The organism is Gordonia sp. UCD-TK1 (genome assembly GCF_001691435.1).
GTDB classification, from domain to species: Bacteria; Actinomycetota; Actinomycetes; order Mycobacteriales; family Mycobacteriaceae; genus Gordonia; species Gordonia hongkongensis.
This window is the reverse complement of record NZ_LZMP01000036.1, coordinates 12406-37856: the sequence shown is the minus strand read 5'-3', so window position 1 is coordinate 37856 and position 25451 is coordinate 12406. Positions and strand designations below refer to the sequence as shown.

20 protein-coding genes are annotated in these 25451 nt (G+C 64.2%); 13 read left to right on the top strand and 7 right to left on the bottom strand.

What is annotated here, in order from left to right; all coding sequences use genetic code 11:
* Both A9310_RS18890 and A9310_RS26650 read left to right on the top strand, forming a co-directional pair.
* Positions 1-239: integrase core domain-containing protein (locus A9310_RS18890; RefSeq protein ID WP_139104685.1), on the top strand; the 239-nt coding region annotated here is incomplete at its 5' end.
* 17 nt (positions 240-256) lie between these two features.
* A complete protein-coding gene (locus A9310_RS26650) occupies positions 257-649 on the top strand; it encodes a hypothetical protein (protein WP_083207452.1) in 393 nt (130 codons plus the stop codon).
* On the opposite strand, the gene A9310_RS26645 is transcribed toward A9310_RS26650, so the two are convergent.
* The 3 genes from A9310_RS26645 to A9310_RS18880 form a co-directional block, all read right to left on the bottom strand.
* A complete protein-coding gene (locus A9310_RS26645; RefSeq protein ID WP_083207451.1) occupies positions 635-1468 on the bottom strand; it encodes a DUF3883 domain-containing protein in 834 nt (277 codons plus the stop codon). The genes A9310_RS26650 and A9310_RS26645 overlap by 15 nt on opposite strands.
* Positions 1452-3062: a DEAD/DEAH box helicase gene (locus A9310_RS18885; RefSeq protein ID WP_254661301.1), complete on the bottom strand. Its 1611-nt coding sequence runs from the start codon at positions 3060-3062 to the stop codon at positions 1452-1454. The genes A9310_RS26645 and A9310_RS18885 overlap by 17 nt, the downstream gene beginning before the upstream one ends.
* 218 nt (positions 3063-3280) lie before the next feature.
* Positions 3281-4687, bottom strand: coding sequence for a ParB N-terminal domain-containing protein (locus tag A9310_RS18880; RefSeq protein ID WP_065631929.1), 1407 nt, complete (start codon positions 4685-4687; stop codon positions 3281-3283).
* 114 nt (positions 4688-4801) lie between these two features.
* Between A9310_RS18880 and A9310_RS18875 the strand changes: the two genes are divergently transcribed.
* The 4 genes from A9310_RS18875 to A9310_RS25315 all read left to right on the top strand — a co-directional run bounded on the left by A9310_RS18875 (position 4802) and on the right by A9310_RS25315 (position 10536).
* Entirely contained in the window at positions 4802-5497 is a 696-nt protein-coding gene (locus tag A9310_RS18875; protein WP_217492972.1) for a hypothetical protein, read from the top strand.
* A 206-nt stretch (positions 5498-5703) separates the two neighbouring features.
* A complete protein-coding gene (locus tag A9310_RS18870) occupies positions 5704-6651 on the top strand; it encodes a NaeI family type II restriction endonuclease (RefSeq protein WP_217492971.1) in 948 nt (315 codons plus the stop codon).
* Between the two features lie 54 nt (positions 6652-6705).
* Positions 6706-8034 carry a DNA cytosine methyltransferase gene (locus tag A9310_RS18865; RefSeq protein ID WP_254661300.1) on the top strand — a complete coding sequence of 443 codons (1329 nt, stop codon included), beginning with the start codon at positions 6706-6708 and terminating at the stop codon, positions 8032-8034.
* 732 nt (positions 8035-8766) lie between these two features.
* Positions 8767-10536: an ATP-dependent endonuclease gene (locus A9310_RS25315; RefSeq protein WP_083207450.1), complete on the top strand. Its 1770-nt coding sequence runs from the start codon at positions 8767-8769 to the stop codon at positions 10534-10536.
* Positions 10537-10742: 206 nt separating this feature from the next.
* Here the strand turns inward: A9310_RS25315 and A9310_RS18860 are convergent, their stop codons facing one another.
* From A9310_RS18860 to A9310_RS18850, 3 genes are read right to left on the bottom strand one after another with little or no spacing between them, the layout of a single operon-like run.
* Positions 10743-14087, bottom strand: coding sequence for an ATP-binding protein (locus tag A9310_RS18860; RefSeq protein ID WP_065631926.1), 3345 nt, complete (start codon positions 14085-14087; stop codon positions 10743-10745).
* Positions 14084-14953: a DUF4194 domain-containing protein gene (locus A9310_RS18855; protein WP_065631925.1), complete on the bottom strand. Its 870-nt coding sequence runs from the start codon at positions 14951-14953 to the stop codon at positions 14084-14086. The genes A9310_RS18860 and A9310_RS18855 overlap by 4 nt, the downstream gene beginning before the upstream one ends.
* Positions 14950-16479: a DUF3375 domain-containing protein gene (locus A9310_RS18850; protein WP_065631924.1), complete on the bottom strand. Its 1530-nt coding sequence runs from the start codon at positions 16477-16479 to the stop codon at positions 14950-14952. The genes A9310_RS18855 and A9310_RS18850 overlap by 4 nt, the downstream gene beginning before the upstream one ends.
* Positions 16480-16603: 124 nt before the next feature.
* Here A9310_RS18850 and A9310_RS18845 point away from each other — a divergent pair, with 124 nt between their 5' ends.
* Complete coding sequence (locus tag A9310_RS18845) at positions 16604-17719, top strand: alpha/beta hydrolase (RefSeq protein WP_065631923.1); 1116 nt, start codon at positions 16604-16606, stop codon at positions 17717-17719.
* Positions 17720-17927: 208 nt separating this feature from the next.
* Here A9310_RS18845 and A9310_RS18840 read toward each other — a convergent pair whose 3' ends face one another.
* Complete coding sequence (locus A9310_RS18840) at positions 17928-18614, bottom strand: ZIP family metal transporter (protein ID WP_065631922.1); 687 nt, start codon at positions 18612-18614, stop codon at positions 17928-17930.
* A gap of 634 nt (positions 18615-19248) precedes the next feature.
* On the opposite strand from A9310_RS18840, the gene A9310_RS18835 reads away from it, so the two are divergent.
* The 6 genes from A9310_RS18835 to A9310_RS18810 all read left to right on the top strand — a co-directional run bounded on the left by A9310_RS18835 (position 19249) and on the right by A9310_RS18810 (position 25432).
* Positions 19249-19773 (top strand): MSMEG_0572/Sll0783 family nitrogen starvation response protein, encoded by a 525-nt coding sequence (locus tag A9310_RS18835; protein ID WP_004019804.1) that lies wholly within the window; start codon positions 19249-19251, stop codon positions 19771-19773.
* A 56-nt stretch (positions 19774-19829) separates the two neighbouring features.
* Positions 19830-20741, top strand: a complete 912-nt coding sequence (locus A9310_RS18830; protein ID WP_065631921.1) for a carbon-nitrogen hydrolase family protein — start codon at positions 19830-19832, stop codon at positions 20739-20741.
* Positions 20734-21270: an MSMEG_0570 family nitrogen starvation response protein gene (locus A9310_RS18825; RefSeq protein ID WP_065631920.1), complete on the top strand. Its 537-nt coding sequence runs from the start codon at positions 20734-20736 to the stop codon at positions 21268-21270. Before A9310_RS18830 ends, A9310_RS18825 begins: the two co-directional genes overlap by 8 nt.
* A complete protein-coding gene (locus A9310_RS18820) occupies positions 21267-22538 on the top strand; it encodes an MSMEG_0569 family flavin-dependent oxidoreductase (RefSeq protein WP_065631919.1) in 1272 nt (423 codons plus the stop codon). Before A9310_RS18825 ends, A9310_RS18820 begins: the two co-directional genes overlap by 4 nt.
* Before the next feature lie 406 nt (positions 22539-22944).
* Complete coding sequence (locus A9310_RS18815) at positions 22945-24000, top strand: MSMEG_0568 family radical SAM protein (protein ID WP_065631918.1); 1056 nt, start codon at positions 22945-22947, stop codon at positions 23998-24000.
* A 1-nt stretch (position 24001) separates the two neighbouring features.
* On the top strand, positions 24002-25432 hold the full coding sequence (locus A9310_RS18810; RefSeq protein WP_175401178.1) for an MSMEG_0567/sll0787 family protein: 1431 nt from the start codon (positions 24002-24004) through the stop codon (positions 25430-25432).
* The last annotated feature ends 19 nt before the right edge of the window (positions 25433-25451 follow it).

Sequence of the window (25451 nt, the reverse complement as noted above, 5' to 3'; positions counted from 1 at the left end):
TTCCGCCCGGCACGCCGTGGAACAACGGGTTCATCGAATCGTTCAACAACCGGCTTCGCGACGAGTGCCTGAACCGCAACTGCTGGCCCACCCTGCTCGAAGCTCGCGTGGTGATCGACGATTTCAAAGACGACCACAACCACCGGCACCGCCACTCGGCGCTGGGCTACCAGACCCCGGCCGAGTACGCTGCCCGATGCACCCACCAGCACCACCCTGTGGGCTGCGAGATCGACTGACCGACAGCTAGAAGAAACTGGCTCTAGAACTGCCTGGACCGGCTATCGGGGACCTGCCACCTGGGCGACCGGATATAGCGTTCACGCGCTGGAGAGTGGCTGTGTTCGTCGACGGAGTCTTCTGGCACGGCCACCCGGAGCACTGGAACCCAGAGACAGCATCGTCGGATTACTGGCGCCAGAAGATCGCGCGGAACGTCCAGCGTGATCGTCAGGTGGATGCAGAACTCGCGCGAAACGGATGGGAGGTAGTCCGAATATGGGACCTCGACGTTCGAGACGATCTGGACGCCTCGGTGAACAGAGTGCTGTCTGCTCTAAGATCTGCCGGTAAACGCGTGGGGGGGTCAGGCTCCTATAGTTTAGAATCAGCTTCTTCCGCGATGGTGGAGTACCTACCACGTCGGTAGTAGCGTTGCAGCCTCCGCACCTAGCTCGTGAACCGGAGAGCCTATGACTTCAGCCGGAATCTCGAACTTGCAGCTAGCCCAGCTACCGAAAGGTCCAGCATCCCGAGGAACGTTCGCCTCGATCCACTCATTGGGTACGCATCCGACCCCTGCGATGTTCAGATCACGAGTTAGACGGACAGCTACTAGTACCCAGCTGTCATCGCGCTGCATTACACCGAACTCATGACGCGATAGGTACGCGGTAAACCGACCGACGCGCGTTGTGCTCTTTACCTCTAGATGACCGGAAATCCGACCAACCGAGTACGAAATGTCATAACCGAAGCCATCCGACCAGTTCGAGACATGATCGACTCGGCTACCCGAGACTGATTCGAGAATTTCGACAAGTTGAGCCTCGCCCGCGGCTCCGACGCGCTCACGGACAGCAGTGTCCACCCTGCCCCAACTTGAGACCAGCTGTTCGTAGACCTCTACCTCGTTGAGTCCTAGTGCCCTTCCAGCTGAAACGATATCGGAAGGCAGTTCATCTGGTGACTGCACAAGCTGATCTGCATCCAGGAACCAGGTCGGAGCGGCCTTCTCAAGGAGCGCACCTAAGACTCGGCTGCCCGGTGGACTAAGGATTCGCCCGCCTTCGATCAGCTCGAGCTCATGAAGGAGTGTGAGCGCACTGGCATACTGCGTAGGTGTCAGGTCGCTGTATTTCACGTGCGTAGCGAGCAGCGCTTGTGCGCGCGGAATCCCGCCACTTGACGGAAGAATATCGAGCCAGCGCTTAGCCGCGAGCAAAATACTCTCAGGAGGAAGTCGCATTTAGGTGGTCCAATAGGGCATTGACGTCCTGACGGTCGAGACCTCCTGCTTCAGAGGGCTCTTCATCCAAGTCTGCGAGCTGCTGAACCGCAGGATCGTCAAGGATCCCACCCATGAATGCCAATTTAGTGGACAGGCGTGCCGCCACGACCTCGTCGATAGTCCCATCTGATGCCAGCACGGTGATGCGAGTTGTGACGCTATCCGGGAGTCCAAGGCGGTGAATTCGATCGAGGCTCTGAAGAAAACGCCCAGCGGCGAAATCGCGGTCCACATAGACAGCATCGTGACACTCGTGATGAAGGCTTATTCCTTCACCAAGTGTGGCCGGATTCGACAAGAGAACCGTGCAATCCGCGTCGAATCTAAACCGTCGGATTTGCTCATCGCGGTCCACGGTGCCGCCGTGAACCATCGCCGGGCTGAATGGGGATAGAATTCGCTGTAGCGTGTTCAGGCTCCGGATGAACGTGGACCAGACTAGTGTTTTTCGGCCCTGCTTGGCGTTCTCGCTAACTATCGAAAGAACCTCGTGATACTTAGGCGACAACTCGTACGCCGGGAGGTCTTGCATCAGTTTATAGAGAGCCGATCGTTCTGAGATAGGAAGTGGCGGCACCTGATAAACGAGTGGCTCGTACTTCGTGGCACCCACAGAGAGGAGCGCTGGGCTAGTCGCCGCCATGAGCATGTAAACCATTATCCGGCCAAGAGCTTGGAAGTCTCCCTCGTTCCCCTTCGCCCGCGCGGAGAACTGGCCAACTAACGCACCATAAATTTCCGCGTGCAGTGGAGGAAGTGTGACGGAGCGAAGTATCGTCTCCACGGGCGGCAGGTGCAACTCGTTCTTCGTGGTTCTCGTAAACAGTGGTTTGAGCGCGCGACTAGCACTAGACAGATCAGCACTATTGACCGCTCGCCGTACGCTCTGGCGCCCCGTGCCGGGCCACACGAATGCGAAGAGGTTCTCTAGGTCTTTTGCGCCGTTAGGAGCAGGGGTACCAGTTAGGATCAGCCGCCGTCTCGCTCGTGGACCGAGCGCGAGGCAGGCGGCACCATAAGCGCCTTCGGCCCCGAGTTTCATTCGATGAGCCTCGTCGAGGATGATCATCGAAGGCGACTCCACAAGCCAACGCCCGAGCGCGCTGACGAGTTTCGGAAGACGTTCGTAGTTAACGATAATCGCGTCGACGGTACTAGGCAGCGAACCCTCGACAACCGCCATCGAAAGCGAAGGGGCGAGGCATTCAACGTTCTCGTCGAGCCACGCGTTGTAACTCGATTTCGGACCTACTATTAGCAGCCGCTGAATGCCGTCATGCCGGCGGAGTGCCTGAAATACAGCTAGTGCGACCCTCGTCTTGCCGGCACCCGGGACGGAGAAGTTCGCACCATGTCGGAGCGACAGCAGCTTGGCGATGTCCCTGCGCTGAAACAGCGTTAAGTTGGCTATCCATTCATACCCAAGGACATCGTCGATCGTCTTAGGGCCGAGCGCTTCACTTGCCTCACCAGAGTCCAGCCGATCGGCGACGGTGCGAGCGTCCTGAAGCGAGTCGACGACCAACGCTTCCAGTTGCGCATCCCAGACCACCTCGCCTTCAGTAGCGTGTGGCCAATGGCTAAGCGCCTCCAGGTTAGTGAGCAAGGCGTCGAGTTCTATCTCAATTGTGCCCGGCGAAGGTTGGGTGCTGGCGGGGAACCTAACCGCGAGGCGCCGTAGGTCACTCTCAAGCCCTTGCCGGGCCGTAAGACGCACACGCGTGACTTCAGACGCCAGACCAATTGAGAGGCTTGGTCTGTGGTGCACCATTACGTGGTCCGTGCAGCTTCCAGAAGCCACGCCACACCTTCACCCGGCGTTGGAAATGCTCTACCAGCTTGCCGAGCGAGAATTACGAGACTGTCGCGGAGCAGGACAAGCGCATCGTCAAAGGCTTCCTCGTCTAGCGCTCGTTTCGCTCGCGCCTCGGCGAACTCGTTAGCGCATTGCGTGACGTAATCAGCTGCGTCGGTTGCGCGTTCGGGAACGGCAGTCTGCCGCTTTACGAGTTGCGCGTTCTGACCGGCCATCTTGACGGCGACGTCGAACACGCCTCTTGCTTGCTTCATGACAGTCGACGCTTTGGCAACCTCTTCAGCGCTCCCTTTGTCTGCGTTGCTTGAAACCGCTTTCGCGCGCAGGAGGCTACTAGTGAGAGCTTCAGCGGCCGCAGCGTCAATGCTTTGACTCGGGAGAGATGTCCCCGGTATACCTGGGACTGACACCGCAGGCGCCGTCGGCACCGTCGGTTTAAGCTCCTCGGGCAGCCGTGTGGCGAGGTACCGCGTATGAAAGTCAGCTTCCGCGAGCCGCAATGACGTCTTGGGGTAGTCAAGCAGCACCATGGCGAGCCGTGACTGGAACAGACATTTGGCAGCGTCCGGATTCGTCACCGCAAGTTTCGAGTAGTCGCGGTGCAGCTCTCGCAACTTCTCCTGGTGCTGTTCGAAATCGACCAATCGTAGCGATGCTCCTCCCGCTGATCTGCTCCGTTCGATCGCGTCAAGAATCTGGGAATAGACCCATCGGTCACGCTGGAGCGTAGCGAGCTTGATGTTGAAGTCCTTAGCGACATCGGCTTCCGAGCGGCCACGTGCCAACTCTTCGTCTATCGCGATCAACCGATTGATGTACGAGTAGTCGCGTCGTCGATCCTTGCGCAGCTGGAGCGATAGCTCAACATTGTTGATGTCTTGGCGCGATGTGTCGTCCGGCAGAACACCAACACGGATGTTCTGTACTCCGAGATCAATTAGGGCAGCGGCTCTTGTATTGCCGTCCACGAGGATCCCGTGCGGGCTGACGATCCCTGGCTCGCGTTGCCCGACGTCGTCGAGCTCCTCCATTAATGCAGTATAGTCAGGATCGACTTGATCTGGATTCGACGGTCGCTGCCTCAACAAGTCGTGGAGGTACTGCTGCGCCGTCTGACCCCACGGGTCGTCCTCGATCGCTCGATTCCGCTCTGGGTCGAGTGTGCGCTGCGCTCGAATACGGTGAGTATCCGGATTGAAGTAAAGCATGTCGACCGGCATCGAGATCACGTAAACGTGCCGCTGTTCACCGCGCCAGTCGATCGTAACCTTCGCGCCGTCCTCGGTCATTGCGAGCTTGTATCGCTGATCGATGACTGCCTTGACCTCCTCACCCTTAGGTGGGATGCCGAAGTCTGACATGTAATGATCCTTCGTGTCGGGTCGATGTTGAGCTGTGGTTGTCGCCATCATTCCAAAGAGGTCTGACAGTGCGAACGGTCCGGCGGGGCATGACGGTGAAACGAGAGGAATCATGTGAGTCAACCAGCTTGGGACGACCCCGAAATGTCGGCAGGCACGATGATTCGCGGCGCCCTTTGGCTCTTACAGGTTGTTGGTGAGGGTAATACGTTCACCAAGACCCAACTGCGCACTGCATTTCCGGGCGTGTCGCAGGTGGACCGACGCATTCGAGATCTTCGAGACTACGGTTGGGTCGTACACACGAACACCGATGACGCCACCCTCTTGGCCGAGGACCAGCGTTTCGTGAAGGCCGGGGTTCCCGTCTGGGACACGAAGTCCCGTCGCGCAGCAGCGCCCGAGAAGGCCGTCTCGAACAAGGACCGCCAAAACGTGTTGGCCCGTGACGGTTTCATGTGCACCTTGTGTGGTGTCGCCGGAGGCGAACTCTACCCAGATGACGTGATTTCGTCAGCGGTCCTGGCCGTTTCTCGGCGCAAAATTGTGGATGTCAACGGCGTTGAGACCGCCGAATTCGTTACCGAATGCAAGCGGTGCCGCGCAGGCAGCCTGCGAGATAGCGCAAGCGTGAGTGACGCGATTGCGGCCGCGGGCGATCTTGGTCCGGCCGAGCTGCGGCGCCTTGTTCGTTGGATGAAACGCGGGCGCCGCGGCACCACTGAACTGGATCGAGCGTGGACAACCTACCTCCGGCTACCTCCCGAACAACGGAAGCAAGTCATCAGTCGGGTGGAGGGACTTCAGTAGTGGCCCACGTCGATTGATCATCCACACAGCGTCCTTCTCCATATGGCCGGACGCAGACGAAGTCGTCGCCGTGAGAGCATCGCAAATTTAGTACCTATCGCGCGAGCAGCTGGGGTGGGGAGACATTTCCCATTTGGTCAAGCGATCAGGGTAGAGGTTCCGGCCCCCTGCCAACAGCGCCTTCCTATGCACGGTAACGTCCGGCCGTGCCCCTCGAGCTCAGACACACTCTGCCCAACGATCCCGCTCGCGACAGTGTCGCGAGCGAGATGGAGCGACTGGACCCAGGGGGCGCGATCACCGCGCAGGTTCTGCGCGACACATTTGACCAGCTGTACGACGGCGTGCGCACACAGCGCTATCGCTGGGACCAGCTATTCAAAACGGAAAAGACGCACTTCGGAACTCTCGTAGAGATCAACCTCCAGCGTCAGTTTGAGTTTGGCGACGGCATCAAACTCGACTACTGCATCGCGGGGCAGGAGGTCGACGCGAAGTACAGCCAGTTGAACGGCGGGTGGATGCTCCCGCCCGAGGTCGTCGGGGAGCTATGCATGGTGGTCACCGCCAGCGACGCGGAGTCGCGGTTCTCTGTCGGTATCGTCCGCGCTTCCGAGGGCCTACTAAACAGCGGGAGGAACCGGGACGCGAAGCGCACGCTCTCCGCGGCTGGAAGGCGCACGATTGCGTGGCTTCAGAAGGACGCGGACCTCCCGCCAAATACTCTTCTGCACATGCATGAGAACGACCTCGCCGCGGTCTTTGCCGCGGGTGCGGGCACGGCACGTACCACCGAGCTGTTCAGACGTACCGTCGGTCACGTGGTAGGCAGGGCGGCAGTCGCGACCGTCGCCGCGCAGCTAGACGTGACGAGACGCGTTCGGGGTGGTCAGAGCGGTTCTCGCGACCCTCTGGCGTCAGAAGGGATCGTGATCCTTGGGGGCGCGTTTGACTGGCAGCGCGATGCGGCGCGCCAGCTTAATCTCCCTGTACCGCGGCGGACAGAGTATGTCGCCGGCCACGTCGCGCCGACGGAACCCGGCGGGAAAGGAGCTGTCGCCCTCGGCCCGTCGGGTCTCGCGCTGTGCGCGGCGACGCCCGAAACACGCCGCCCCTTTGACCCCCTCTGGTACGGGTCCCGCCGCGCAGGGTGACAACCCTCCATTCCAACCACGGCGCGCATCCCGGGATTGTCGGATGGCCCTGACATGATGGACACCATTATGGAGGGCCAGACACGCGCGACCCAGCTAACAGCCGTAGAGATCTGCGCGGGGGCAGGAGGCCAGAGCCTCGGCCTCCACCTCGCAGGATTCAGGCACACGCTTGCCGTCGAGCTCGACCGCGACGCGGCAGCGACACTCGAACGCAACCTGACCCGTATTGCCTCCGCAGAAGGGCTGCCGTCGCCGTCCGTCGTCGTCGGGGACGTCGCCGACGACGAAGTGTGGAAGCCGGAGGACCACCGCGGGGTATCGCTGCTCGCCGGGGGCGTGCCGTGCCCGCCTTTCTCGATCGCGGGCAAGCAGCTCGGGTCATCAGACGAGCGCGACCTCTTCGCCTGGGCAGTCGAGGCCGCGGGGCGCATGGAGCCGGATGCTGTCCTGCTGGAGAACGTTCGTGGGCTGTCGATGCCGCGCTTCGCCGGGTACCGCCAGGCCGTGCTCGACCGATTCGTCGAGCTCGGATACCGCGCGGACTGGCGACTGCTGGAGGCCAAGGACTTCGGCGTCCCGCAGCTGAGACCGCGCTTCATCCTTGTCGCCTTGCGGGGGGAGTTCGCTCCGTACTTCTCCTGGCCTGAACCCACACCGGCGGTCCAGACGGTTGGGGCCGCACTGTACGACCTGATGGCCGAGAACGGATGGCCCGGCGCTGAGGTCTGGGCGAAGCGCGCCGACCGTGTCGCTCCGACGATCGTGGGCGGATCGAAGAAGCATGGTGGCCCTGACCTCGGACCAACCCGCGCGAAGCGGGAGTGGCGGAAACTGGGGGTCGACGGACTCGGGATCGCGGACACCGCTCCCGGGCCCAGCCTGCCTGCCAGCTTTGTGCCCAAACTGACGAACGAGATGGTCGCCCGGATCCAGGGCTGGTCCGGGCCCGGCTACGAGTGGGACTTCGGCGACCGGAAGCGCCGCAAAACTGCGATCTATCGCCAGATTGGCAACGCGTTCCCTCCTCCTGTCGCGCGCGCCGTCGGGATTGCAATCGCAACAGCGCTACGCAAGGAGGGCACATCGAGGAGCGATCACGGTGCGAGCAGCCAATATCGCGACGAGGTGTACCGCGCGCTAAGGGAGGACGGCGGTTACGTCTCGCTCGCGGGGCTGCGCAAGGCACTGGGAAGCTCACTGAGCGACGACGAGATCGAGCGCCGTATCGAGTTCCTTGGCCGGGACTTCGAGATCGACGTGCGCCCACGAGGCGGGAAGTTCACCTACCGGCTGGGCGAGTGGCGCGCGTTCCGCGGCCAGGAGAACCATTCCCGCCACGCGGCATTCGCCACCGACAGCCTGCGCTCGAAGATCAGCTGACGTATGGCGGAAGTGCAATACGCCTCAGCGTAACGCGGGACCAACCTAGCCCGGTTCGCCGCGTAGTCAGCCACGTGACAGCGCGCTGAACCCGAGTAACCGTTCGCCGCTCGTGGCCGGGGGTACGCAAAGCTCTTAGGACGCGAAAATGCGCGGTTCTACTCGATGGCGTACTCAAGTACATGGGGCTGGGCATCGCGAGCCGCGGGTWTCACTCGATCTCAGTTCAGCGCTCGATGTCTGTTCTCCCGATCGCAGGGTCGCGTCCGGGCCGTGAACAAGTCCGCTTTGGCGCCGACGCCGGCGTCGGTCCGATCACCGCAGTGGTCGCGGTCTGCCTGTAGCCGGGTCACAACCCGCCGTCGCGCGACCCGGTGCTGTCCCCGTTCCGGAGAACGAATCGGTGAGGACGGACGGTCTAACCACTTCGAAGCAGTAGTCGTTCCAGCCCGCCGGAGCTGTCGCCGACGCGATGAAAATAGCTATAGTCAGTTAGCCTCGATGGCGCCTGGTTGACCGAAGCGCCTGTTTCAGTCATACGACGCCACCTTTCGATCCCCTAATCGAACCCTTGCGAGGTGGACTGGACAGACCCACAAGCCCGGAGCACGCAAGATGAGCAAATCTGCTCAAGCTCAAGCGAACTACACCGTTTCGTGACGCAACAAGATCTACGCTGGCAAGATCTACGAGTCGACAGCATCCACAGAAGAAGGTCCTAGGTCACACGAAATGAAACTTACTCACATCCGTGTCAAAGATCTGCGGAGTTTCTCTGGCGAGCATGAGTTCGACGTGTCCAACGGTGTCAACTACGTTGTCGGCCCGAATAACTGCGGCAAGTCAAACCTCATCCGTGCACTTGAACTCGCGCTCGACCCCGAGTCCGTATATTCCCTCGCACATGACCGGCCAACAAAAGACACCCCGTCGATAGGGGCCCCACCCTCAACCAGGATCGCGTTGACCTTTCAAGTTGGAAAATCCTCGCCCGAAAAAACGCTTCTCAGCCGGGCACGAGCCTACGAATTAGCAATCCGCAAGGCACGCAACGCATCCACCAAAGGCTTTGTGAAGACCTACGCAGCGGATAGCGAAATTCGTATAGTCACCACATTTGGTGCGCGCGGAACACGCCAGACCTCATTCCAGGCCAAAGGGTTCGGCGCCGCATCGCTGCCGTCCCAGAGTGCCGAGCATACGAAACTCGAGTCCCAATTCCGGTCTGTGGTCAGGTTCGCTGTAATTCACAGTGGACAGGACCTAGAATCTCTACTGAAGGGGAAGTTCCGCGAAATATTGCAGTTGGTAATTTCCGATCATCTTGGAAGTGAAATCGCGAAGGCTGACGCCGCTCGTGATGAGTATCTGACGTCGTTGCAGACTCAACTCCTCGAACCTCTGAGGGGTCTGATCCAAGAACGTGTCGGGGAAATGTTCCCAGAGATTTGTAATGCAGAGTTGGTGCCCGCTGTGCCCACCGTTTACGACACGCTGTCATCCGTTGAAATCAGGCTTGGAGACGCTGTTACAACTCCTTTGTCGGCGAAAGGCACTGGAATCCGTGGGGCAGTGCTTGTGTCGATGCTGCAATATCTGGCAGAACAGAGTCGAAGGTCCCTCGTTCTCGCAGTGGAGGAACCAGAGGCGTTTCTTCATCCGGCTGGACAGGAAGACATTCGAGACCAACTCGAGGAACTTGCAACCCGCACCGATGTCTCGCTTGTAGTTACAACTCATTCACCCTACGTGATATCGCGGAGGTCGACGACTAGAATTACTGAGCTCCGAAAGAAACCCGATGGATTCACAGAAAAGGCCGCCACTGTCAGCGGACACGAGAAGAGGGCGCAGCTCTTAGGGGCACTCTACCGCGACGCCGGACTCGCTCATGTTCTCGAGCGTAGCCTTGAAATTCCAGCAGGCACCGAGGTCGTTGTGGTCACCGAAGGGTACACTGATGGCCTCTTCATCAACCAGTGTTGTACCGCAGCGAACAGACAAGATCTTGTCGAGGGAATGCACTTCATCCCTGCAGGTAATGCGTCGAACGTAGTTCCTCAGGCAATTCTTGCGGAAGCCGCAACCGAATTACCGGTAATCGCCCTGCTTGATTCCGACGATCATGGACGCGCAGCAGCAAATAAATTGAAGAGTTTCAATTGGGAAACCAACAGGCGCATTCTACTTTTAAATAAGTGGGACGGTGCATGTAATAAACAGCACGACATTGAGATCGAGGACCTGCTTCCACGCCGAGCAGTCGCGCAACTCGTAGAGCAACTGGGCGAGGACTCGGCTATCGACGGCAAAGAGAAATGCGGAGACACCTGGCACCTACGAGTCAGTAAGGCGTGGAAAGAGCACGCGATTTCTAAACTTGCCGACTACCTGGACGGCGATCCGGGCGGGATGGTGTGGCTCGCGAAGGAAGTTCGCGCGCGAGCCGCCAAGATTTCAGCCAGCAAGCTGAGCACGTCCGGTGTCCAAGGAGCCAGTTAGCAACCTGCTACCGATATCGGGTCACAGTTAGAAAGACAGTCGGGTGGTGGACCACCGACAGTCGGTACCGGTTCAGGAGTGCTTGCGCGTTGCGAGCATCTGGGCATTGTGCCACCACCGTCCCGGACCGCGACTCGGCGTTATTGGTTCATGGTCCCGGGGCCGCGCGCCCGCCTTGGATACGATTTTCGGCAGGACGAACTGCGCTACACCGACAACTGACTCCCCGACCGCCGAAGTTCCGAGAACGCCTTGATCCCCGTCGAGGTCGCGGTAGCGACCGGCCGCAACTCAGGCCCTGCCTCCGTCTTCGACACCATCACCACGTTGTCCACGTACGGCTGGATCGTGCTGGTGTTCTGGACCGTAGCGACGATGATCAGCTGGAACCCGAACTTGCGGAACGCCGACAGCGCCTGCTGGGCGAACTGCGGGTCGGATTTGGAGAAGGCTTCGTCGAGCATCAGCTGGGCGAAGATCGGCCGGTTGTCGTTGCCGTGGGGGCTGGCAAGGTTGAAGCTCAGTGCACCTGCGAGGCAGAAGGCCATCAGCTTTTCCTGCTCGCCGCCGGAGTTGTCACCGGCGTTGGAGTAGGTGCGGATGGTCTCCCCCGACTCGGCGTCGTGCTCCTCGCAGTAGAAGTCGAAGCGGTTGCGTACATCGAGGGCGTCGCGCGTCCACTGGCGGTCCTCCGGGGTGTTGCCGGCGAGGCGCTCGCGCAACAGCAGGATGTCGGAGTACTGCTCGAGGATGGCCTGCTCGTCGCCGAAGCTGACCGCCGTCGCGCGGTTGGAGATCTGCCGTGCCTTCTCGGTCAGCTCCTCGACCGCGGCGAGCTTCTTGCGGCCGGGTCGCAGCCGTAGGCGGGTGCCGCGGTTGAAGGCCACTGCTCCGAGGCCGGTGTTGACGCGCTCGATCTGCTCGACGATGCGACGTTCTTCGGCGTCGGCGGCCATGTGGAGGCCGAGGATTGCGCCGGGCGCCTGCTCGGTGATCAGCCGGCGCATCCGCTCGTAGGCGGCGGGCAGTTCGCGCTCGTCGATGCGGCGGCAGACCGCGACGTAGTCGTGCAGACGTTCGTCGAAGTCGTCGCTGTCATTCGGGATGGCGTCCGGGAACTCCTCGTCGTATGTGTCGAGGATGCGGGCCAGCTCATCGCGGGAACGTCGAGCATCCGACCGCATGCGGTCACGCTCACGGCTCGCGGCCTTGACGATCTCCTGGCGGTACGGCTCCGGGTTGAGCACGTCGAGCGTCGCCGAGAGGTCCTCGCGAAATCCGTCGAGAGTCTTCTCAGCCTTCGCGGGAACGTCTTCGGGCTTCAACCGGTCGATGAGGTCGAGGAGCTGGGTGCGCCGGGAGTCCTGACGGGCGATCTTGTCCTTGACCAGCGCGGCCTGCGAAATCGCGTTCCGGACCTGCTCCCACAGGTCCTCGGCCTTGCGCTGCAGGGCCTCGACGTCGGGGTTCTCCTCGATCAGCAGGTCGTACTGGTCGGTGAGCTGGTCGACGCGGTCATCGACGGAGTCGACGTCGATCTCGTTCCACTGCGTGAACTGCTCGCACACGCGGCGATACGCGTCGCGGCGTCGTTCTTTGGCGCTGCGCTCACGGTCGAGCTCGGCGCAATCCTGGCGGGCATCCTCGAACGCCCGCTCCTCGTACTCGAGTTCGTCGCGCAACGCGGCGATCTTGGATGCGACGTCGCCGACGAAGATGTACTGCGACCGCCGAAGCTGCTGGCGGTCGTCCTTCACCGCGAGCTTCGCCGAATCCTTGCGCAGACCCTGGTCGGTAACGGCCTTGGCGTACTGGGAGAACTCGCCGGGACTGTCGACGCACATGTGGTTGCCCAGCTTCGACAGCACCGTCATCGCCTCGGCGGCACACGGGTGCGAGGCGTCGACGGGACGCAACTTCGACGCCAAGGTTCCCGGCTCCAGAACCGGCATCGGGCGAGAGTCGGCCTGGTGCAGCTGGATACGACCGCGCATGTCGTGCGAGTTCACGAACCGCAGGGCCGCGCGGAAGTGCTTGTCCGGGACCAGCAGCCGCAGGCCGACGTTGCGCAGCACTTTCTCGACGGCCAAGCGCCAGCGCTCTTCGTCGGGGTCGAGTTCGACGAGCTCGGCGACGTACTTCAGCTCGGACTCATCAATCTGGAGTCCGTGGGCGATGGCGCGGCGCATCTCGTGCTCGGTGCGCGGCAGCGCGGAGCCGGCGTTCTCGACGCGGCCGAGCTCCTCCATCGCGGCGTCGCGGCGGGTCCGCGCGGCGACCTCGCTGGCCAGTGCCTCGGCATAATGCGCGCGCCCGGCGTCGAGCTGACCGTCGATCTTGGCGGCCTCCTCCGTGAGTTCCTCGCGGAGCAGCCAGAATCCCTCGGCCCGGGTGGGCGGGGTGAAGCCGAGCGCGGAGACCTTGTCCTCGTACGCGTTGCGTCGGGCGGTGACCTCGGTGCTGAGCTTCTGTGCGCCGCCGAGCTGTTCGCGCAGCGGGGCAAGATCGCCGGTGGAGGTGGCGATCCGGGACAGCAGGAGGCTGTGATCTTGGCGGAGCTGGTCGTGCTGGGTGGTCAGCGCCGCGAGATCGCCGTCGAGGCGGGTGATCTGGTCGTCGAGGTCGGCGACCTCGGGCTGCGCGTTGTGGATCCGCAGGTTGTTGACGTAGCTGCGGATGGTGGTGTTGTCGATGGTGTCGAGGACGGAGAAGGTGGCCGACTCCCCCGCGTACCGCTCGTGCACCTCCTCGATGTTGCCGAGGATGGTGCGCTTGCGGCGCGCGACGTCGAGTAGTTCGCGGGCTTCGACGAGCGGGTCGATCTGGTCGAGGGCGTCGGCGATGCCGACGATGCTGGTCGGGGCGTCGAGCATGAACTCCCGCACGAACTGCGCGAGTCCGCCGACGCTCTTGAGCGACTTGGCTTTTCCGAGGAGCTGCTGGGCGGCGTCGGAGCCGCGGATTCCGATGAGTGAGTACAGCGTCGAGAGGTACTTGCCCTCGCCGGGTCCGCCGCGCCAGCCGCGGTCGCGGAACTTGGCCGAGTTGTAGTTGTTGGCGGCCCACTCGTTGCAGGCCTCGACGATGTCGGCGTCGCCGTCGTAGATAAAGTAGGAGCTGTGCGCGTCGGTCATCTTGCCCGCGGCAAGCCATTTCAGCACCAGGCCGGTGATGGCCTCGCCGGAGCTGGAGGTGTAGGTGACCGCGATGGCCGCCCACGCCGGGCCGGTGCCGCGCAGGTACATGATCTCGCGGTGGGCGTTGGTGCCGTCGCGCCGCTCACCCCACGCGCCGCGCACGTACTTGCCGACCGTGCGCTTGCCGCTGGAGGATCCGGCCGCCGTCGCATCGCCCGAGGCGTTGAAGTTGCGCCGATGATCCGGCAGGAACGCCAGTGAGATGGCGTCGAGCAACGACGACTTACCGCTACCCGACGACCCGGTGATCAGAGAACCGTTGGGACTGAACGGGATCGAGTGATACCCGTCGAACACGCCCCAGTTGATCAGCTGCAACCGGGACAGGTGGTACTGGTCGACCTGCCCGCTCACCAGTCGTCTCCTTCGTCGTTCTCGCCGTACGCGCCATCGAGGTCGGCTGGGTCATCGTCGCGTTCCGCAGGCTCGTCGGCGAGGTCCTCGGGCGGCACCTCCCCGGTGTCACCGGATCCGATGAACTGCTCGAACTGCCGTTGTAGATCGGTGATCACCGACGCCGTCATCACCGCGGAGATCACCGGGCTGACGATGAAGGTGTCGGCGTCGTCGCGCTGCTTGCGCAGGAATTCGAGCTCCTCCATCTTGTCGAGGGCGCGTTCGATGCGCTTGTCGAAGAGCGCGAGGTCGCGGTCGATGGTGTTGGTGACGCCGGCGAACAGCTCGTGAATCTCCTCGCGGGTGATCAGGACCGGCTCGTCGCGAGCGGCGCGCACGTACTTGGCCAGGTGGAGCGCCAGGATGGCGTCGTAGGTGTGAATCGTCTCGCGCTTAAGAATCTTTCGGCCCCAGCGAGAGTCGTAGCCGGCCTGCTCGACGAAGGCGACCTGCAGTTCGTCGACGATGCGCAGCCGGAGGTCGAGTTCGGAGAGGCGACCCCGCAGCACGTCCTGGTACTCGGCCACCCACGACCACAGCTGCGGCTGCCGGTCGCCGCTGATGTAGCGGCGGGTCAACAGGTTCTGCAGCGCCCAGCACGCGCGGTCGGGCAGCTCGCTGACGTCGCCGTCGAAGCGCGGAGCGTTCGGCGTGTGCGACGCCGCGCGGTTCGCGACGGTGGGTAGGTCGTCGAAGCCGGCGAATTCGTCGGGGGTCGCGGGGGCGCTGGTCTCGGGGTCGCCCTTCGTGGCTCGCTGCGCTCGCACCTCAGGGAGCACGGGGTTGGTCTCCTCGGCTTCCACGTCCGGGGGCAAAGATGTCATTCGGCGTCGACCTCCGCAGTCGGAATCGGTTCGGTGAAGGTCAGGTCGGGCACTTCGATGGCGTGGTCGTCGCCGATGAGGGACCGGAAGCGGACGGTGGTCATCGGCACCTTCTCCCCCGCCGCTTGCTGTTTCTGGGCCTGTTGTTTCTGGGCCCACGACCACAGGACGATGACGTGCGCGAGGTACGGCTCCTCGAGTCCGTCGATGACGTCGGCGAGGGCGACGGGTCCGGTGGCGACCGCGGCGTTGACGGTGTCGGTGAGTTCGGTCGTGTCGACCTGACCGGACAGCGAGGCGAACGACGTGAGGTCGGCGTCGACGGCCGCCGGGAGCGCCGGCGCGGGCGGCACGTGCTCGCGAATCTCGAAGGCGAGTCGGCCGATCGAGTTCACCGTCGGCGCGGCCAGAGGCAGCTCATAGCCGATGCGACGGTCCGCAAGCGACGTCTTCAGCAACTCGTTGGCGGTGGCCAGGGCGTCGTTGAGCTGCCGGGCGAGACCGCGGCTCTGCTCGAGCGTGCCGGACGCGACAAAGCGTCGGATACGACGGGCACACCGCTGCCTGGTGCGGCCGACTTCCGCCATCTGCTGGGTCACGAGGCCGAAGAAGTTGTCCATCACCGACCGCAGGCCCGCGTCCATGCTTGGGAAGCTGGCGATGATCGTCTCGATGTCGGACTTCAGGCGGGCGCGACGCTCCGGATCCTGGATCAGGTGCGAGAACGCCTGGTACGACGCGGACTGCGGTGAGTCGAGGAGCGCCTCGTAGTCGTCGAACAGCTGTCGCTGACGGTCGCGGTAGGCGAGGTCGGAGTCACCGGGGTCGTCGAGCAGCGCGGTGGTGATGCGGTCGAGCATCGTGCCGTACTGGCCGATGTCGGAGATGATCTGCTCCATCTGATAGCCGATGGTGCGGGCGGCGTCCTCGGCGACGCGCAGGTCGACCGGGGGTCGTCGGCCGGCGTCGAGGTCGGCGAGTTCGGCGTCGAGGTCGGACATCTGCGCCTCGATCTCCGAACGGATCTGGTCGGGATCGTTGCTGACCTGACCGGCGACACGTCGAAGCTCGGCGGCGATACCGGTGATGGATCCGCCGGTGGCGATCGAATCCTCACGGCGTTGACGTCGCATGAAGTCCAGGACCGACCGCGCCTCGCTGGTCAGATGGCAGAGGTTGGGGGCGTGTGGGTCGCTGGTGTCGGTGACGCGGTGCAGCCAGCCCTGCCGGGCCCAGAGTTTGACCAGTTCGAGGCCGGTGGCCTGGTCGGTGAGGTCGAGGTCGGCGAGGTCGCGGTCGAGGCGCACCGTCAGCTCGGTCTCGGACAGTTTGGCGCCGTAGTCGAGGTGACGTTCCATCAAGGTGACGTAGAGAGCCGAGTTGGTGGCCGCGAAGAGTCGTCCCACTGCCGACTTCTGGATCGAGCGGTTCGATTCCCACGCGTCGGCCAGCGTGAGCTGCACGGACTCGGGGCCGCTCGACGAGCCGGGGGCCTCGACCGGAGCCGGGAAGGCTGAGAACTCCATCGCCGCCTCACGGGGATCTCGGGGACTAGAGGACCCGGGTAGTCTGCCACGCCTACAGGCCGCCGCCCCACCCGGTGGGTCGCGTGTCCAGCCGCGTGAGACGCGCGTCGCTACCCTGAGGCGCATGGTGATGGCTGATCGTCCGGAGGTCCAGACCGCGTCGGCGCCGGTGACCGCGCTGACCGTCGTCGGACTCGCGCAGAGCATGATCAACGGCCTCGCGCGGGTACCGTTCCGCAAGCCGTGGTCGGGTCCGTCCGGGCTGCTCGACAACCTCGGCCAGTCCGTCACCCGCCAGACCATCCGAGCGTTCATGGGCTACTCGATGGGACTGCCGATCGAGGAGTTCCGGTCGATGGAGAAGATCCTCGACGATGTGTGCCGCGTCGTGATGCCGCCCTTCGTCGAACTGACCGACGGAGTCGAACTCACCGACGACATCGTCGGCGGCGTGCCCGGGCTGTGGTGTCGCGCCAAGGCGAGCTCCGACGCGTTCGTCGACGATTGTGACGACAAGCAGGAGATCGGCGCCACCATCCTGTACCTCCACGGCGGCGGGTACATCGGTACCTCGCCGATGATGTACTCGGCGTTCGCGTCGTCACTTGTACGCATCTCCGGGCACGAGGTGTTCATCGCCGATTATCGGATGGCGCCTGAATTCCCCTTCCCCGCAGGCGTTCACGACGCCGCCGACGTCTATCGCGGACTCCTCGGCCGCGGCGTCGACCCAGAACACATCATCGTCGCCGGTGACTCCGGTGGCGGTGGGCTCGCGGCTTCGTTGGTGGCCTACCTTCGGGACCACGACCTGCCGCGGCCGGGCGCTTTGGCGTTGTTCTCCCCCGAGATCGACCTCGACCTGGACCACCCGTCGATCACCGACAACGCGCCCTACGACATCCTCCCCTGGAGCATCCCGGTCACGCCGTATCTGCATGGCGTCCAACCGAACGACGCGCGGGTGTCGCCGATCAACGGCGAACCCGATCCGTCGTGGTTCCCGCCGACGTTCGTGTGCTGGGGCGGCAGCGAGATGTTCCGCGACGGCATACGCGACTTCGCGGCACGGCTCGAGGCGTCGGACGTGACGACGCACGCCATCGAGGAACCCGGCATGTTCCACGTCTTCCCCATCCTCATGCCGTGGGCCGAAGCGTCGAAGCGGGTGTTCCGGGCGTTGTCGGAGCTGGCCGACGGGCATGTCGAAGGAGACCCGGAGGCTGCGCAGACGCACTGAGGGGTGGGCTTTTGCGTTTGGGCGGGACCCTTCGACGGCCCTCCGCAAGCTCCGGGCCTCCTCAGGGAGCAGGGGGTGACGGCCCTCCGCAAGCTCCGGGCCTCCTCAGGAAGCGGGCGGGGTTGCGGGCGCCCTTCGTGGCTCGTCGCTTGCGCTCCTCGCACCTCAGGGAGCATGAGGTACGCCATCCTCGGGGAGGAGTAAGCGGTCAGCCGAGGACGAAGGCGAGGAGGAACCCGCCCGCGGTCGCGAGGCCGACCCACCAGCCGCCCTCGCGGTAGGCCTCCGGCATCAGTGAGTTCGCGAGGACGCCGAGCGTCGCTCCGCCGGCGAACGCCTGGACGACGCTGATCGCGGTCGGTGAGATGTTATCGGCCATCGCGTAACCGCCCACCGTGACCGCGACCAGGACGACGGCGGTGAACGTCCACATCGCGAGCGCCGAGCGGCCCGAAGCGTCGTGCTCGCGGCGCATCAGCGACGCGCCGCTCACCGCTTCCGGGACGTTGCCGACGGCGATCGCCACGACCAGCACGAGCGATCCACCGGCCGTCAGTGAGACGCCGAGCGCGGTGTTCTCCGGCACGCCGTCGAGGAAGACGCCGATCATCAGTGCGGGACCGATCGCCGTGGATCCGAGCTTTGTCTCGACGAGCCGGTCGGCCACTACGTAGACCGCGGTCCCGGAAAACAGTGCGAGGGCGGCGACGCCGGTGCCGGCCTGTGTGAAGGCGGGTTCGAACAGTTCCGTGGAGACGGCGGCGATCATCGTTCCCGCGCCGAACGCCATCAGCGTCGCCAGGACCGGATTCGGCAGGTTCCAGCGCAGACCGATCGCAGCACCGACCGCAATCGGGATGGCGGTCGCGAGGCCGTACAGAACTGCGGTGAGCATGAGGACAAGGTTGCTACGTGTCGCGGGCGATGGCGAGTGCGGCGCGCGGGGGTGTGGTGGCTTGGTTGCGGGGACCCTTCGTGACGGCCCTCCGCAAGCTCCGGGCCTCCTCAGGGAGCAGGGGGTGCATGGCCCGCCGCAACCCCCGGCGCTCTTTGGGGATCAGCTGGGGTCGCCTTCGCTCCCCGCACCTCAGGGGTCGAGTGGTGGTTGCTCTCACAGGAGGGAGCAAGAGCAGATCAAGGATCTGCAATCCGACAGGTCACAGAATTGCGGATACCTCGATGGACCGTCGTCAGGGACGAGGGATACACTGGGTCTCGTCCGACGAACCGGTCAGACCCCCGACCCGACCGGTTCGTCGGATTTTTCATATGCGGGCATGTCTGGTCGAGTCGGTCGACCGACCAGGGTCGTGTTACGCGAATCCGGGTTTTCTTTATTCCGCCGGAAACCATTCGGTAATCGATGGCGAGTGAACTAAGTGTCGTAGCAAGCAATAGCTACTCGATGAGACCGGATCTCCGGTCGAACCACTCTGGGCAATGATGCCCGATCCACCTCCCGCACGTCGAGCCGCCATGCGGCCGATCACTCACAGACACTGTCTCGTCTCGCCATCCCAGGAGTTCTTGTGCCTTCTTTCGACGAAACCATCACCGAGAACATCGCCGCGTCGTTGGCGGAGATCCCACACCCCTCACTTCCCAAGGGCTCTAACATCTATGGCGGAACCAAGATCTTCCCGGACTACCAGGCCGAGAACGGTGAGTCGTACTTCACGCTCGTGCACGGCATCGCCCACGAGTCGTCGGTGTCGTTCGTCGCCGTCCTGCAGGCCACTCGCGCGCTCCGCAAGGGCTTCGAATCGGCCATGTACTTCTACGGCCCCGGTGCCATTAATTGCCTTGCCACACGGGGCTTCCCGACGACTGGCGACTCCGGCTTCCCCGGTGAGCAGAACATCAACAACTCGCTCGAGACCTTCATCTCCGAAGGCGGCACCGTGTTCTGCTGCCGCTTCGGTCTCGCGCTACACGGCGGACGTGAAGAGGACCTGATCGAAGGCGTCATCCCGGCACACCCGCTCGACGTCCAGGACGCACTCATCCACTACGCACGCAAGGGCGCCATCATCAACTCGACCTACATGGTCTGATCGCCGCCAATCGCCATCCCTCTCAATATCTTCCGACCACCGAATCCGGGACACATATGACCACCATCGGAACCGTCGCGGCGAACTTCACCCGCGATCTCGAGCAGAACTACGCGACGATCGAACAGTACGTCGCCGAAGCACGAACGCGGGGCGTCGACTTCCTGGTGTTCCCGGAGGCGGCGATCGGCGGATACCTGTCGTCCCTGGGCAACCACGGCGACACCCAGAAGAACAGCGCCCGGTCGTTGCCGCCGGCGATCTCCCTCGACGGACCAGAGATCGCCCGGGTGCAGTCCATCGTGGGAGATCTCGTGGTGGCGATCGGGTTCTGTGAACTCGGCGAGGACGGTGAGACCCGCTACAACGCGGCCGCCGTCCTCGACGGCAACACCATCTACGGCAGCTACCGCAAGGTCCATCAACCGCTCGGCGAGAACATGTCGTACTCGTCGGGCACCGGGTACGACGTCTTCGACACTCCCGTCGGCCGGATCGGTCTCCAGATCTGTTACGACAAGGCGTTTCCCGAGGCCGCCCGCATAATGGCGCTCAAGGGCGCCGAGATCATCGCGAGCTTGTCCGCGTGGCCGGCGGCCCGCACCGCGACTGCGGAGAACCTACAAGAAGACCGCTGGACCTACCGGTTCAATCTCTTCGACACCGCCCGCGCGCTGGAGAACCAGGTCTTCTGGGTCGCGGCCAACCAGAGCGGCACCTTCGGGTCGCTGCGTTACGTGGGCAACGCCAAGATCGTCGACCCCGGTGGGAACATCCTCGACACAACGCTTCTCGGAAGCGGCCTGGCCGTCGCCGAGGTGGACATCGCGGAGAGCTTCACCGCCATGCGGGCCGGCATGTTCCATCTGCGGGACCGTCGGCCTGAGGTGTACGGGATGCTCGTCGAGGCCGACACCGATGCCGACACCTCGGCGGCCTTCGCATGGCGGGACCTCGCCCATGCCTGAGATGACCGTCCAGGTGCGCTGGCCCGACGGCCTGCTCCGCCAGTACTACTCCCCCAGCCTCGTACTGCACGACCACCTCGCGCCGGGTACGTACCGCGTCGACGACTTCCGGTCGCGGGCCACCACCGCGCTCGACGAGGCCAGCGCGCGTGTCCGTGCCAAGTACGGATTCGCCTGCACGTCGGCCGCGGCGTCGGCGGAGGAGATCGTTATCGACGCCTCTCGGCATTCCAATTCGGCTGAGGTCGAGGTGGTGTCGATGTACCCACCGTTGCCGGATGCGGAGGTGGCTTCGACTCGGGGCGTCGCTTCGCTCCGGCCCGGCTCAACCAGCAGTGGGGGCGCCGGCGTCGCGGGTGCGGAGGTGGCTTCGACTCGGGGCGTCGCTTCGCTCCGGCCCGGCTCAACCAGCAGTGGGGGTTCGGAAGTGGCTTCGACACGGGGCCTCGCTGCGCTCCGGCCCGGCTCAACCAGCAGTGGGAAGCCCGGCTCAACCAGCGGTGGAACCAGCAGAGAGGAGTTGTCATGAATGCACACGTGCCGGTCGTCGTCATCGGCGGCGGACAAGCCGGCCTCTCGGTCAGCTGGTACCTCGGGCAGGCGAGCGTCGAACATCTCGTCGTCGAGACCGACACCGCGGTTCATGCGTGGGCCGACAAGCGGTGGGACAACTTCACCCTGGTGACACCGAACTGGCATTGCAAGCTCCCCGGATACACCTACGACGGCCCGGACCCGGACGGGTTCATGACCCGCGACGAGGTCGTGGAGTGGCTGCACGGGTGGCTGCAGACCTTCGAGCCACCCCTTGTCGAACACACGAAAGTCACTCGTCTGCAACGACTGTCCGGTGATCGGTTCGAGCTGACCCTCGACGGCCCCGACGGAATGCAGTCGCTCACCTGCGACCAGGCCGTCATCGCAACCGGCGGGTATCCCCTTCCGGTGGTGCCGACGTTTGCGCCGTCGCTGGATGCGGCCGTGCATCAGGTGCACTCCGAGGAGTACTTCAACCCGGAACAACTTCCCGACGGTGCTGTGCTGGTCGTCGGGTCGGGACAGTCGGGCACGCAGATCGCCGAGGATCTTCATCTCGCGGGCCGGCAGGTGCATCTCGCGATCGGCAACGCGCCGAGGGTCGCTCGCTTCTATCGCGGCCGCGACTGCATGACGTGGTTGTCGGACATGGGTCTGTACGACACACCGACCCAGGAGTACCCCGGCGGACGGGCCGCGCAGGAGAAGACGAATCACTACGTCACCGGCCGCGACGGCGGGCGCGACATCGACCTCCGACGCTTTGCCGTCGAGGGGATGAAGCTGTACGGCGTGCTCAGTGACGGTAAGGACTCGACGCTGCGGTTCGCGCCGACGCTGACGGCCGCCCTCGACCGGGCCGACGCCGTGTACAACTCGATCTGCGGTGACATCGACCGCCATATCGACAAGCTCGGCATCGACGCGCCGGAGGCATCGCGGTACGAGCCGGTGTGGGCTCCCGAGGTCGATCCGACCGAACTCGATCTCTCGGCCGAAGACGTCACCTCGATCATCTGGGCCATCGGCTACCGACCCGACTACCGGTGGATCGAGGCCAGCGCGTTCGACGGCGGTGGCCGGCCCATGCAGACACGCGGGATCACCGAAGTCCCCGGGCTCAGCTTCGTCGGGTTGCCGTGGATGCACACCTGGGGGTCCGGACGGTTCCTTGGTATCGACCGCGATGCGAGGTATGTGGCTGAGCATGTTGTTGGATCGGTTCGTGGTGGACGCGCGCAGTTGGTTGTTGCGCAGTAGGTTTGGGGTTTCTGTGGGCACCGGGGTTGCGTTGTTGAGGACGGGTCAGCAGGTGGCTTCGACTCGACGCCTCGCTTTGCTCGGGGTCGGCTCAACCAGCGGGGGTCGGGTTTCGGGTCAACCGGCGGGGCGGGTCACCGGGTGGCTTCGACTCGACGCCTCGCTTCGCTCGGGGTCGGCTCAACCAGCGGGGGGTCGGGTTTCGGTTCACAGCGGAGGTCGGGTTTCGGTTCAACCAGCGGGGGTTGCGTGCCGGGTCGACCGGCGGGGGCCGGTCACCAGGTGGCTTCGACACGACGCCTCGCTTCGCTCGGGGTCCGCTCAACCAGCAGTGGAACATACGAGCCCTTCGAGGCTCGTCGCTATCGCTCCTCGCACCTCAGGGAGCAAACTATAAGGAGTACCCATGACGGTATCCACACGAGTTGACCTGGCGTTGCTCGGTATTCGCGGGGAGCCGCCGGTGCAGCGCACCGGTGGGGCGGGACCCAGCGACGACGGCCACCTGATGGTCGACGGGTTGCATGCCGCGATCCCGCGGAACCCGCAGAGTCCGTTTGTCTTCGACGGTGATCGCGTGCTGTACGACGGCGTCGACATCGGTGTCGAGGTCAGCGCGATCGGGCGGCCCCGGTTCTACGACCTGCAGACCGCGGACGGGGTGAGCTACGAGAAGATCGCCCGCCTGCACGGCCGGAACGTGTTGGCGACGACCGTCCTGCAGACCTGTATCCGCTACGCCGAAGACCAGCGGTGCCGGTTCTGTTCGATCGAGGAGTCGCTGAAGTCCGGTTCGACGATCGCGGTGAAAAAGCCCGAGCAACTCGCCGAAGTCGCCCGCGCGGCTGTCGATCTCGACGGCGTCACCAATATGGTCATGACCACCGGCACCAGCGGTGGACGCGACCGCGGGGCCCGTCACCTCGCCCGGTGCGTCCGAGCGATCAAGGCGGCCGTGCCCGACCTGCCGATCCAGGTGCAGTGCGAACCGCCCGCCGATCAGGCCGTCCTGACCGAACTCCGCGAGGCCGGTGCGGACGCCATCGGCATCCACGTCGAATCCCTCGACGACGACGTTCGGCGTCGCTGGATGCCGGGCAAGTCGACGGTACCGATGTCGGAGTACCGGGCGGCGTGGGCCGAGGCCGTCCGGGTGTTCGGGCGCAACCAGGTGTCGACCTACCTGCTGGTCGGACTCGGCGAGGACACCGACGAGATGATCGCCGGCGCCAAGGAACTCGCCGACATGGGCGTGTATCCCTTCATCGTGCCGTTCCGACGTCACGCGGGGACTCTCGCCGTCGACGTCGACAACGCGCCCGCACCCGACCCGGCGATCGTCGAGAAGATCACCCGTGAGGTGGCCGGTCATCTGAGCTTCATCGGGATGTCCGGATCGGACCAGCGTGCGGGCTGCGCGGCCTGCGGTGCTTGTAGTGTCCTGCCGACGGTCGGGGGCTGACGTGTTGTCACCGGGCGAACTGTCGATCCTGTCCGGGCTGCCGCGAACGACACCGCGGTCGGAGTTCCTGATCACCGTCGCGGACAGCCCGCGGGAACATGCGGCGTATCGCGCGCTGCGGTACCGCGAATTCGTCGAACGGCAGGCGCTTTTCGACCGCACCGACCTCGATGACATCGACGACGACCCACGCACCACCGTCCTCGTCGCGACGCTGCCCGACGGGACGATTGCGGGTGGCGTGCGGATCGCCCCCACGCCGTGGGCGGGGTCCGCGCATACCGACATCGGATGGTGGTTCGGGTCGCGGCTCGTAGTCGGCGATCCGGGCCACGCAGCCGGGATCGGGCCGGCACTCGTGCGGGCGGCGTGCGCACACGTCGAACAACTGGGTGCTCTGCGGTTCGACGCCACAGTGCAGGATCGGTACGTACCGATGTTCTCGAGGCTCGGCTGGCAGGACCGCGGGCCAGGCCCGGTGATCAATGAGCGGTCGCATCGGGAGATGGGCTACCCACTCAACCGAATTCAACGCACAGTCGATGGGACGAAAGCGGTTCTCGCCGAGGCGCTCGCGCCGTTCGCAGACCAACCGGGCGGTCTCGGTGCTACCGGATTCCGCGGCGACGACGGCGTTCCGCTGCCGGGCACCGACGTCATCGCCGCCTGCGACGCCATCATCCCGTCGATGATCGAACGCGATCCCGAATGGGCCGGTTGGTGTTCGGTGCTTGTCAACCTCAACGACCTCAGTGCGATGGGTGCTCGACCGCTCGGTCTCCTCGACGCCGTCGGTGCGCCCACGACGTCGCATCTCACCCGCATCATCCGCGGGATCAGCTCGGCTGCAGCGGCGTGGCGCACACCCGTGCTCGGCGGTCACACCCAGGTGGGTGTGCCGTCGGCGCTGTCGGTGACCGCGCTGGGCACGACGCCCAGTCCCCTGCCCGCGGGCGGTGGCCGGGTCGGCGACACCGTCACCCTGCACGCCGACCTCGGCGGCTCGTGGCGACCCGGATATCACGACCGGCAGTGGGACTCGACGAGTTCGCGTAGCAGCGACGAACTGTGGGCCATGACGTCCCATCTCGCGACCGTGCGCCCGGCGTCGGCCAAAGACGTCAGCATGGCCGGGATCGTCGGCACGCTCGGCATGCTCGCCGAAGCGTCGGGAACCGGTGCAGAAGTGGACGTGACAGCAGTGCCGCGGCCCGGCGACGCGTCGATGGGCGCGTGGCTCACCTGCTTCCCCGGTTATGCCATGCTCAGCACCGACCGGGCGGGTGCTCGACGCGACGTCCCTGCACCCGAGCCGGTGACGACCGCCGATTGCGGCCGGCTGACCGCCCAACCGGGCGTGCGGCTGCGGTGGCCTGACGGCGAGACGACTGTCGCCGTCACGTCGACGGTCACCGGACTGGGCGTCGCATGATTCCCCCGCGACCCGGCCG